This window comes from Terasakiella sediminum (assembly GCF_033100395.1).
GTDB lineage: Bacteria > Pseudomonadota > Alphaproteobacteria > Rhodospirillales > Terasakiellaceae > Terasakiella.
In genome coordinates, this window is record NZ_JAWLVJ010000014.1 from 114,302 (window position 1) to 124,198 (window position 9,897).

The window sequence follows — 9,897 nt, forward strand, 5'->3', positions numbered from 1 at the left end:
TCCTTAACCCGGACCGCCTCTTTATCAGATTATACTCTTGCTTTTACCGCTTCGACGACGGCTTCAGATGTAATACCAAAGTGCTTGTAAAGATCGCCTGCTGGTGCAGAGGCACCAAAGCCAGTCATGCCGACAAACGCACCATTGGCCCCGATATAACGGTCCCAACCCATTTGCAGGCCAGCTTCAACCGCAACACGGATGCCATCACCCAATGTGTCGTGCTTATATTCGTCAGACTGCTTTTCAAACAGTTCCCAACATGGCATGGAAACAACAGCCGTTGGAACGCCTTCAGCCTGCAACTGATCGCGTGCCGCCATGGCGATTTCAACTTCGGATCCTGTCGCAATGATGGTGGCTTTGCGTGGGCCTTCTGCGTCACGAAGAACATATGCGCCTTTTGCACATTTGTTTTCTTCAGTATATTCCGTGCGAACGGCTGGCAGGCCTTGACGGGACAGGGCCAGAACAGACGGTGTCGTTTCAGATTGCAGAGACAGCATCCAGCATTCAAAGGTTTCAACCGCATCAGCCGGGCGGAACACCTGTGTGTTCGGCATCGCACGAAGGGATGCAACAGTTTCAACTGGCTGGTGCGTTGGGCCATCTTCGCCCAGACCAATGGAATCGTGGGTCAGAACATAGACAACACGTTGTTCCATCAGCGCTGACAGACGCATGGCTGCGCGCATGTAATCCGCAAAGACCAGGAATGTGCCGCCATAAGGAACGAACCCGCCGTGCAGCGCGATACCGTTCATGAAAGCGGCCATGCCGAATTCACGGATGCCGTAATGCATGTAGTTGCCAGAGAAATCGTCAGGCGTAACGGACTTCTGGCTTTCCGCCTTGGTCAGGTTGGAGCCTGTCAAATCTGCAGAACCACCCAGCATTTCCGGGATGATTTCGGCCAGCGCATTCAAGGCCATTTGTGAAGATTGACGCGTGGCTTTTTTCGGTGCGTCTTCACAAAGTTGTTTTTTATAATCGTTTGCCTTGGCTTCCCAACCATCAGGCAGACCACCGTCATTGGTGCGAACAAATGTTTCCTGCGCATCCAGGTCCAACTCGTTAAAACGCTCCTGCCAGGCTTCACGTGTGGCTGCACCGCGCGCCCCTGCATCCCGCCAGGCATTCAGGATATCAACCGGCACTTCAAATGGGGCAGCGTCCCAGCCAAGCTGTTCGCGCATAGTTGCAATTTCGTCGTCGCCCAATGGGGCACCGTGCGTTTTGTGGGACCCTTCAAGGGTTGGCGCGCCTTTACCGATTTTGGTTTTACAGGCGATCAGGGATGGTTTGTCAGATTTTTGTGCTTTTTCAATCGCTGCTGCGATCTCATCCGGGTTGTGACCGTCGATGGCCTGCGTGTCCCAGCCAGACGCTTCAAAACGTTTCAACTGGTTGTCAGAAGCCGCAACATTCAAATTACCATCAATGGTGATTTCGTTGTCGTCCCAGAAGACGATCAGTTTGCCAAGGCCCAAGTGACCGGCTGTAGAAATCGCTTCGTGAGAAATCCCTTCCATCAGACAGCCATCACCTGCAATAACATAAGTGTAGTGGTTCACAACATCGGTGCCGTAGCGCGCATTTTGCAGTTTTTCTGCCAGCGCCATGCCAACGGCGGTTGTGATGCCCTGGCCCAATGGACCTGTTGTAGTTTCAATCCCGGTTGCATGACCATATTCAGGGTGGCCCGCAGTTTTTGAATCAAGCTGACGGAAGTTGGACACTTCTTCAATGGTCATGTCTTCATAACCTGTCAGATACAAGTAAGAATACATCAGCATGGAGCCATGACCCGCAGACAAAACAAAACGGTCACGATCAGCCCATTTCGGTTGCTTGGGGTCAAAGTTCATATATTTCGTGAACAGAACGGTAGCAACATCAGCCATACCCATCGGCATACCCGGGTGGCCGGATTTGGCTTTCTGAACGGCATCGGCGGAAAGAAAACGAATGGCGTTCGCCATATCCTTATGCGAGGTCATCGACTAGTGATCCTTTAGCAAAATAAAGAGGCCCTGAAACGGTGGGCGCACACTACCTGAGAGTCTTTTTTTAAGCAAGTAAAGAAAGCGCGAAAAACCACCCTTAATCCTTGCACTTTCATTCAAAAACGTGCTTGATGGTGCACATATATAGATAGTTGAAAAGATAATAATAATTTTATGACTCTTGAACTCATTGAACTCAAAGCGAAATCAGGTGTTAAGAAGAAAACGCCTCTTCTGTTTGTCCACGGATCCTTCTGTTCTGCCCCAATCTGGCGTTATCGTTTTATGCCCTATTTTTCTGACTGCGGGCATGATTGTTATGCAGTCTCTCTAAGCGGGCATGGCCGCAGTGGATCAGAATGGTCGCTTCACCTTTATAGCCTCAACGATTACGTCGATAACCTAATCGAAGCCATTGAAAAAATTGGCGAACCACCTATTCTGGTCGGTCATTCCCTGGGCGGCATGGTGGTGCAGAAATATATTGAAAGCCATGACTGTGCGGGTGCCATTCTGATGAACTCCCTGCCCCCAAGCGGCGCCTTTACCTCCATCGTTCACATGATGACCCATTCCCCAGAGCTTTACTGGACGCTGAACCAGGCCATGATGTTCAGCACGGACCTGGTCAGTTTCGATGCGTTGAAACGCATGCTGGTCACCGATGACACCCACCCGGCCAGTTTGGCAGAAGTCCACGGACTGTTTCAGCCAGAATCCATGCGTGCCCTTAATGATGTGACCTATTTCGATATACCGCGCAAACGCGCCAAAGAAGGCTTCCCGATCAAAGTCATCGGCGGAGATGCCGACGTCATGATCCCGGTTACCGCGCTTAAAGAAACCGCAACCTTTCACGGCGCCGACCTCACGATCATCAAAGGCGGCCCGCACGCCCTCATGCTGGATAAATGCTGGAAAGATGTGGCCGAAGTTTTACGCGGCTGGATTGAGGGGAAGTCTGCTGGGTTTGCGTAAATCGCCGGAATAACGAGCGATTTACAAACTCAATGCCTCATCCAGATCACGGATAATATCATCAGCGGTTTCCAACCCAATCGACAAACGCAATACATCTGGCCGTGCCCCTGCGGCTATCTGCTGTTCTTCATTTAATTGGCGATGCGTCGTGCTTGCCGGGTGAATGATCAGGCTGCGAGTATCGCCGATGTTGGCAAGGTGAGAAATCAGATTGACGTTTTCCACCACACGCACGCCTGCTTCAAAACCGCCTTTCACGCCAAAAGTAAAGACGGAACCCGCGCCTTTCGGCATATATTTCTGGCCGAGATCATAATAAGGGCTGGACTTCAGGCCTGCATACGACACCCAACTGACAGCCGGGTGGTTTTCCAGGAAACTTGCCACTTTCACGGCATTTTCCACATGGCGTTCCATGCGCAGATGCAGGGTTTCCATGCCTGTAATGGTGTTAAAGGCGTTGGTCGGGCTCATCGCCGGGCCGAAATCGCGCAAGCCCACACAGCGGGTCTTCATGGAAAAGCCGAAATCACCGAAGGTCTCAAAGAACGTAAGCCCATGATAGGCCGGTTCCGGTTCCGTCAATGTCGGATATTTCCCCGCCTTTGCCCAGTCAAACTTGCCCGATTCCACAATAGCACCACCCATGGATGTCCCATGCCCGCCAAGGAATTTTGTGGTGGAATGGGTAATGATATCGGCGCCATACTCGAACGGACGAAACAGGATCGGCGTTGCCATGGTATTATCCACCACCAACGGCATTTTATTTTCATGGGCCAGATCAGCCAGCGCCTGTGTATCCAGAATGATCCCGCCGGGATTGGCAAGTGGTTCAATAAACAGGGCTTTATGTTCCGGCTTGATTGCAGCCTTCACCGCATCCAGGTCCGTCGCATCGACAAAATCCACATGCCAGCCTAAGCGTTTAAAACTTTGACCAAACTGAGTGATTGATCCGCCATAAAGATTTCGCGACGCCAAAAAACTATCCCCTGGTTCCAGCAGCGAGAAAAACGCCAGAAACTGTGCAGAATGACCAGAGGCACAACACACACCAGCGCGCCCGCCTTCCAGATTGGCGATGCGTTCTTCCAGCACCGCCACTGTCGGATTGGTCAGACGGGAATAGATAAAACCGAACGTCTGCAAGTTAAACAAATCAGCGGCATGATCCACATCATCAAACACATAGGATGTGGTCTGATAAATCGGTGTATTGCGCGCACCTGTTTCCGCATCCGGGCGGCTTCCGGCGTGGATGGTGCGGGTTTCAATGCCGAATTCTTTGGGCGACTTGCTCATCGTTTTAACCTTTTGGACGAAATAATACCGGAATTAATGCCTGACCAGCTCAGCTCGCCAAACAGGCGACCATATTCAATCTTGGGGCAACGATCCATCACCACCTTAAGACCTTTTTCTTCTGCCTTTTGCGCGGCTTCCTCATTAATAACAGTCAACTGCATCCAGATAACCTGAATGTCTTTGTCGCCAACTAGCCCCAAAACTTCTTCGGTAATCTTGCCTGCGGCTTCTGAATTTCTGAAAATATCGACCATCTGGAAATCATCGGGGATATCAGAAAGACTGCCATAAACAGTTTCCCCCAAAATCTCGCCGCCTGCCAGGCCCGGGTTCACCGGGATGACGCGATAGCCTTTTCCCTGAAGGTACTTCATCACGAAATTGCTCGGGCGGTTCCATTTAGCAGAAGCCCCGACCATAGCGACGGTTTTTACGGATTTCAGGATGTCCGCCAGCCAGTCATCATCATAAATCAAAGAAGACATATTTTCCCTATTTTAATTTCGCACGCACACCCCATATAGGCTTAACCGGAGAGTCAGAAAACACAAAAAAACATTCACAGAACCTAATTTTTCATGTTTCCCCATCCATATGGGTGATGTTGGTTGATTTTTTCGCAACTATAATGACCTAGAATTTAGGAAACGGGTTTATTTAACAATGTCAGAAGTCAAGGCAACGGCCTACAATCTTTACCACAAACACGGGCTACAGCAGGCCACATTTATCGCGTTTCACAATATGCAGACAGCAACCGACGGGGATAGTTCTGATTATTGGCTGCATGTGTTGAACCACATCACGGTTATGGATGTACTGAGTGAAACCGAGGTCGATTACACCCAGGAAAAATCACTCCACAACTAATTAACGTCCTTTCCATTCCGGCATATGCTTTTTCGCGATAAAAGCATCAACGCCAGCCTGGGCATCTTCGGTCATCATATTACAGGTCATGGTCTCCGCCGCCATATCGTAGGCCGCATCGCGTGCTGCTTCCAACTGCTTATAAAAAAGCTGCTTGCCAAAGGCGATAGAGATCGCTGGCTTGGATGCAATTTTGCCCGCCATTTCCATCACCGCTTCATCAAGTTTATCAGCAGGCACCACTTTATTGATCAGGCCAAACTGCATCGCGGTTTCTGCATCAATAAAGTCACCCGTTACCAGCATTTCAAACGCTTTTTTCGGCGTAACATTTCGCGTCAAAGCCACCATCGGGGTGGAACAGAATAAACCAACATTAATCCCGGATGTGGCGAAGCGTGCTTCTTCAACAGCAACAGCCAGATCACAGGTCGCAACCAGCTGACAGCCAGCCGCCGTGGCTATCCCGTGGATACGCGCAATAACGGGCTGTGGGATTTGGCTGATTTTCAACATCACTTCGGAACATTTGCCAAACAGTGCCTGCATGGCTTCACGCGATGTATCTTCGCGCATCTCTTTCAGGTCATGACCTGCACAAAAGGCTTTCCCCTCGCCTGCCAAAACCACCACGCGGACAGATTTATCTTCTTCCAGCTTGATCAGTTCTGCCAGCAAAGCTTCCAGCACCGCCATGGAAAGCGCGTTGAATTTTTTCGGACGGTTCAAAGTCAGCTTGGCAACCCCATCTGAATCAACGCGGGTCACTAAAGCTTCGGATGTGGTTTCAGCCAGTGCAGTCATGTTTTATATCCTCCCATAGTTTTATTAGATGTACAGACTATATCAAATTGACGTTTACGTAAACGTAATATAACATCTTTACCAAAGCATAACATGACAGGCAGGAAAATGGCGAAAATTAGCGTAAACGAATTTGACCATATTATCGAAACCGAATTGCCCTGGGCACAGGAAATCGGCATGAAAACCGATCAGATTGGCGACGGCACAGCCGTTTTACGCCTGCCCTTCGATGACTCTATGCTGCGCCCGGGCGGTACGGTTTCCGGCCCGACCATGATGGCTTTGGCTGATGCCTGTATGTATGCTGTGATCCTGTCTGCCATTGGACAAGTCAAACTGGCGGTCACCACCAATTTCAACATCAACTTCATGCATCGCCCTGCCCCCGGTGATTTGATGGCCGAAGGCAAAATTCTGAAACTGGGCAAACGACTGGCCGTTATGGATGTGACATTGCATTGCGATGGACATGACGAACCCGTGGCCCACGCCACCGGAACTTATTCCATTCCGCCCGTGCGTTAAGAAACCATTTTCAGAAGAAGCGCTCCAAAGATCAGGCACAGCCCCGCCAATAAAGTCAGGTAGGAAAACTGGATAAAGTCGGGGTGGCTGTTATGGGCTGCGCTGAAGGCTTCATCTTCAATTGCCATAATCGCGACTTGCTTGCTGAAACGCGCATAGCTCATAACCGCTTCAAAAAACAGCGGGATGGTCAGGAACAGTAGAATGTGTGCGATATAAGTCATCCCTCTAAAATGAAGGAGCATATGCCCCGGCAAAAGTTACAATCATGTGAAACTTTACCACTTAACGTAAAAACAACGAAAAACCATTGCTTTAAGCACTAAAGCGATTACCTTTCTCCCATGCAACAAGTCATCACCGTCATCTTCCCCGTTTTTGCCGTTGTCGGCCTTGGCTATCTGATGGTCAAGCGCGGGCTGTTTAGTCAAAGCGGTGTGGATGATCTGACGCGCTTTATCTTTTATCTTGCCGTGCCTGCCCTTTTGTTTCGCACCTCCGCCAGTGGTGTAATGGCGCAGCGATTGGAACTTTCCATCCTGCTTGCTTATTACGGGGTTGGGGTCGTGATCCTGTTTGCGACTTATTACATGGCGAAACGTGTGGGGCATGAACGTGCGGTGGTCACCGGGATTTCTGCCTGCTTTGGAAACCTCGCCCTGATCGGCCTGCCCATTGTACAGACAGCCTATGGCCCCGAAGCCCTTGTGCCCCTGATGACACTCATCACCTTCAACGCCATGATCCTGTTCACCATCCCTTGTGTCATGATGGAAACCGGACGTAATCCCAATGCCAATATCGGCGGCATTATCTGGGGATCGATCAAAAGCGTCATCACCAACCCGCTGGTCATCGCACTTGTCAGCGGTTGGGTTCTGGCAGAAACAGAGGTAGAATTGCCAAGCGTGATTGATCGCACAACCGAACTGCTGAGCAAAGCCGCCCCGCCGTGCGCCTTATTTGCCGTAGGGGGCGGCATGGCGCGTTATTCATTGCGACTGGAAGAAACCCGTTTCTCCGTTCTGCTGGCATCCGTGGCAAAATTGATCATCATGCCTTTGGCCGTCTTTCTCCTCTGTCACTATGTTTTAGGGGCCTCTCCTGTCTGGACCATGATCGCGACGTTAGGCGCTGCCATGCCGACCGGGGCCAATCCCTTCGTCTTTGCCACCCGTTATGGTGTGGGAGATCGAATTGCCGGAAATGCGATTCTGTTAACAACCAGCCTGTCGCTGATTACCCTCAGTGCTTTTCTGATCCTCTTCCCACAGCCGTGACAGCGCCCGGATCAGCCACAGGCCACCCCTAACCCATTGAAAGCATTAAATTCAAACAACCTGTCGAACCCCATTATTTTCCGCCCTATACAGAAACGGTATTATAATACCGCATTTTTAAGATGCTGTTTTTAAACGTTTTTTTGCTGTTGACTTATCCTCAAAAATCAACATAATGCGCGCTCCTTTCGGAGGTCCAGTATTTGGCCCTGTGAAACCCAGTTTATTAATCCGTATGCAAGTGGACTGAAATGAAAACTTACACTGCTAAGCCGAGCGAAATTGAACGCAAATGGTTCGTGATCGACGCCGAAGGCGTTGTTCTTGGCCGTTTGGCTGCAATCGTCTCGCAATATCTGCGCGGCAAACACAAGCCGACTTATACGCCAAACATCGACACGGGTGACAACATCGTCATCATCAATGCTGATAAAGTACAACTGACAGGCAAAAAACGTACTGACAAAGTGTACTACTGGCACACTGGCCACCCAGGTGGTATCAAGCAACGCACAGCTGAACAAATTCTGGATGGTGACCACCCAGAACGCGTTGTTGAAAAAGCTGTTCAGCGCATGATCACGCGCAGCCCACTGGGCAAGCAGCAAATGAAAAAGCTGCACGTTTATGCTGGTTCTGAGCACCCGCATGAAGCCCAAAAGCCAGAAGTCCTCGATGTGGCTTCTATGAATGACAAGAATAAGCGGAGCGCATAAGCCATGGCTGAAGAAAAGAAAACTTTGGAAGATCTGGCGGAAGTTTCCACAACTGAAGCGCCTGCTGCAGAAGCTGCTGCACCTGCAGAACCAAAAATCGACGAACAAGGCCGTGCTTACGCAACAGGTCGTCGTAAAAACGCGATCGCACGTGTATGGGTTAAGCCAGGTTCTGGTAAAATCACCATCAACGGTCGCGATGTTGAAAACTACTTCGCACGTCCGGTTCTGCGTATGATCCTGAACCAGACTTTCGAAGTTACAGAACGCGAAGGTCAGTTTGACGTTGTCGCAACTGTTACTGGCGGTGGCCTTTCTGGTCAAGCTGGTGCGGTTCGTCACGGTCTGTCACGCGCCCTGCAAAACTACGAGCCAGCTCTGCGCCCTGCGCTGAAAGCTGCCGGCTTCCTTACTCGCGACTCTCGTGTTGTTGAACGTAAGAAATACGGTAAAGCAAAAGCTCGTCGTTCCTTCCAGTTCTCCAAGCGTTAAGGTTTACACTTTACTGCTTGTCCGAGACATACGGATACAAAGAAACCCGCTCTCCTTTTGGAGGCGGGTTTTTTTGTTGTTAAAGTTAGGGTGGCCAAGCTTTATGCAAGAACTACATATTTAATGTCAGTGGAGTATACTTCTCCCTCATAATGAACTGATACTCTATCACCCTTGGCTTTCCATACTTTACCCAATTCATTGAATTTTGGATGCTTAGGGTCTCTAATTATTACATCTTCATCTATTGGAAGGTCCGTAGCCATTAATTGAGGGCGGCCAAATCTATAATCCTCATCCGACAATATATCTCTCCTTAATAGTACTGATTGACTATAAACCAATAGTAGCAGATTGGTAGCACACAATATTTCACTCCCTATCTAATTGAAATTTAAATAACTTACTTAGAAGTTCAATATCCCAAGCGCTAGTCAACAACACTTTCCGAACATAGGAATATAAAAAAAGTCGCTTCCAATTGGAGAGTTTTTGCTGTTTACTTTGCCTCTCCATGAGATACCCTCCTGATCCTTAAAGAAGTTATCCATGAAAAAGCACATAAAACTCCTACTGGCAGCAGGTGCCTTACTTGCTGTTCCGGTTAGCTTTTATTTTTACTCGACTTTCCTTGACACTCTAAGCAAGAGAATTGTGGAGGATGATCCTGACTTCTCCGTTCGTCTATTGGGCGGACTTATCATAGTCCTCATTGTTTTCATAATCCTACATGTCAGAAAACTATTCTCCTTGCGTAAAAATATGTGGCGCATGTCGCTGAATGAATGTCGCAACCTGCCAATAGATAAACGTGCCGCCTACTGGTCCCGTCCCTATAAAATAGAGGATACTTTCTGTTAGACTGAGATCAACAGGAGGAACTTATGAATCTCAAAAAATCAGACGCGTTTA

General features: G+C 49.3%; 12 protein-coding genes. 6 read left to right on the plus strand and 6 right to left on the minus strand.

Features of this window, described 5'->3' with window-relative positions:
- Positions 1-29 precede the first annotated feature (29 nt).
- Positions 30-2,000: a transketolase gene (tkt, locus tag RYZ26_RS12525; RefSeq protein WP_317683558.1), complete on the minus strand. Its 1,971-nt coding sequence runs from the start codon at positions 1,998-2,000 to the stop codon at positions 30-32.
- A gap of 180 nt (positions 2,001-2,180) precedes the next feature.
- Here tkt and RYZ26_RS12530 point away from each other — a divergent pair, with 180 nt between their 5' ends.
- The gene (locus RYZ26_RS12530; protein WP_317683559.1) at positions 2,181-2,984 is read left to right on the plus strand and encodes an alpha/beta fold hydrolase; all 804 of its coding nucleotides are present in this window, start codon (positions 2,181-2,183) and stop codon (positions 2,982-2,984) included.
- A 21-nt stretch (positions 2,985-3,005) separates the two neighbouring features.
- On the opposite strand, the gene RYZ26_RS12535 is transcribed toward RYZ26_RS12530, so the two are convergent.
- The gene (locus tag RYZ26_RS12535) at positions 3,006-4,292 is read right to left on the minus strand and encodes an O-acetylhomoserine aminocarboxypropyltransferase (RefSeq protein ID WP_317683560.1); all 1,287 of its coding nucleotides are present in this window, start codon (positions 4,290-4,292) and stop codon (positions 3,006-3,008) included.
- Positions 4,289-4,780 carry a CoA-binding protein gene (locus RYZ26_RS12540; protein WP_317683561.1) on the minus strand — a complete coding sequence of 164 codons (492 nt, stop codon included), beginning with the start codon at positions 4,778-4,780 and terminating at the stop codon, positions 4,289-4,291. Before RYZ26_RS12540 ends, RYZ26_RS12535 begins: the two co-directional genes overlap by 4 nt.
- 178 nt (positions 4,781-4,958) lie before the next feature.
- Between RYZ26_RS12540 and RYZ26_RS12545 the strand changes: the two genes are divergently transcribed.
- Complete coding sequence (locus RYZ26_RS12545; RefSeq protein WP_317683562.1) at positions 4,959-5,165, plus strand: hypothetical protein; 207 nt, start codon at positions 4,959-4,961, stop codon at positions 5,163-5,165.
- Here RYZ26_RS12545 and RYZ26_RS12550 read toward each other — a convergent pair whose 3' ends face one another.
- Positions 5,166-5,969 carry an enoyl-CoA hydratase gene (locus tag RYZ26_RS12550; RefSeq protein ID WP_317683563.1) on the minus strand — a complete coding sequence of 268 codons (804 nt, stop codon included), beginning with the start codon at positions 5,967-5,969 and terminating at the stop codon, positions 5,166-5,168. It abuts the gene before it with no gap.
- 108 nt (positions 5,970-6,077) lie between these two features.
- Between RYZ26_RS12550 and RYZ26_RS12555 the strand changes: the two genes are divergently transcribed.
- Positions 6,078-6,497: a PaaI family thioesterase gene (locus RYZ26_RS12555; protein WP_317683564.1), complete on the plus strand. Its 420-nt coding sequence runs from the start codon at positions 6,078-6,080 to the stop codon at positions 6,495-6,497.
- Here the strand turns inward: RYZ26_RS12555 and RYZ26_RS12560 are convergent.
- Positions 6,494-6,721: a hypothetical protein gene (locus RYZ26_RS12560; protein WP_317683565.1), complete on the minus strand. Its 228-nt coding sequence runs from the start codon at positions 6,719-6,721 to the stop codon at positions 6,494-6,496. The genes RYZ26_RS12555 and RYZ26_RS12560 overlap by 4 nt on opposite strands.
- Before the next feature lie 120 nt (positions 6,722-6,841).
- Here RYZ26_RS12560 and RYZ26_RS12565 point away from each other — a divergent pair, with 120 nt between their 5' ends.
- From RYZ26_RS12565 to rpsI, 3 genes are all read left to right on the plus strand, one after another.
- Positions 6,842-7,777: an AEC family transporter gene (locus tag RYZ26_RS12565; protein WP_317683566.1), complete on the plus strand. Its 936-nt coding sequence runs from the start codon at positions 6,842-6,844 to the stop codon at positions 7,775-7,777.
- A 251-nt stretch (positions 7,778-8,028) separates the two neighbouring features.
- A complete protein-coding gene (gene rplM / locus RYZ26_RS12570) occupies positions 8,029-8,493 on the plus strand; it encodes a 50S ribosomal protein L13 (RefSeq protein ID WP_317683567.1) in 465 nt (154 codons plus the stop codon).
- Positions 8,494-8,496: 3 nt separating this feature from the next.
- Positions 8,497-8,985: a 30S ribosomal protein S9 gene (gene rpsI, locus RYZ26_RS12575; RefSeq protein ID WP_317683568.1), complete on the plus strand. Its 489-nt coding sequence runs from the start codon at positions 8,497-8,499 to the stop codon at positions 8,983-8,985.
- Positions 8,986-9,086: 101 nt separating this feature from the next.
- On the opposite strand, the gene RYZ26_RS12580 is transcribed toward rpsI, so the two are convergent.
- Positions 9,087-9,290, minus strand: a complete 204-nt coding sequence (locus tag RYZ26_RS12580) for a hypothetical protein (protein WP_317683569.1) — start codon at positions 9,288-9,290, stop codon at positions 9,087-9,089.
- Between the last annotated feature and the right edge of the window lie 607 nt (positions 9,291-9,897).

Excerpts from the sequence above, each read along its gene's own strand:
- RYZ26_RS12550 (WP_317683563.1), bottom strand. The coding sequence starts at position 5,969 with ATGACTGCACTGGCTGAAACCACATCCGAAGCTTTAGTGACCCGCGTT.
- RYZ26_RS12530 (WP_317683559.1), top strand. The coding sequence starts at position 2,181 with ATGACTCTTGAACTCATTGAACTCAAAGCGAAATCAGGTGTTAAGAAG.
- rpsI (WP_317683568.1), top strand. The coding sequence starts at position 8,497 with ATGGCTGAAGAAAAGAAAACTTTGGAAGATCTGGCGGAAGTTTCCACA.
- tkt (WP_317683558.1), bottom strand. The coding sequence starts at position 2,000 with ATGACCTCGCATAAGGATATGGCGAACGCCATTCGTTTTCTTTCCGCC.
- rplM (WP_317683567.1), top strand. The coding sequence starts at position 8,029 with ATGAAAACTTACACTGCTAAGCCGAGCGAAATTGAACGCAAATGGTTC.
- RYZ26_RS12565 (WP_317683566.1), top strand. The coding sequence starts at position 6,842 with ATGCAACAAGTCATCACCGTCATCTTCCCCGTTTTTGCCGTTGTCGGC.
- RYZ26_RS12545 (WP_317683562.1), top strand. The coding sequence starts at position 4,959 with ATGTCAGAAGTCAAGGCAACGGCCTACAATCTTTACCACAAACACGGG.
- RYZ26_RS12540 (WP_317683561.1), bottom strand. The coding sequence starts at position 4,780 with ATGTCTTCTTTGATTTATGATGATGACTGGCTGGCGGACATCCTGAAA.
- RYZ26_RS12535 (WP_317683560.1), bottom strand. The coding sequence starts at position 4,292 with ATGAGCAAGTCGCCCAAAGAATTCGGCATTGAAACCCGCACCATCCAC.
- RYZ26_RS12560 (WP_317683565.1), bottom strand. The coding sequence starts at position 6,721 with ATGACTTATATCGCACACATTCTACTGTTCCTGACCATCCCGCTGTTT.
- RYZ26_RS12555 (WP_317683564.1), top strand. The coding sequence starts at position 6,078 with ATGGCGAAAATTAGCGTAAACGAATTTGACCATATTATCGAAACCGAA.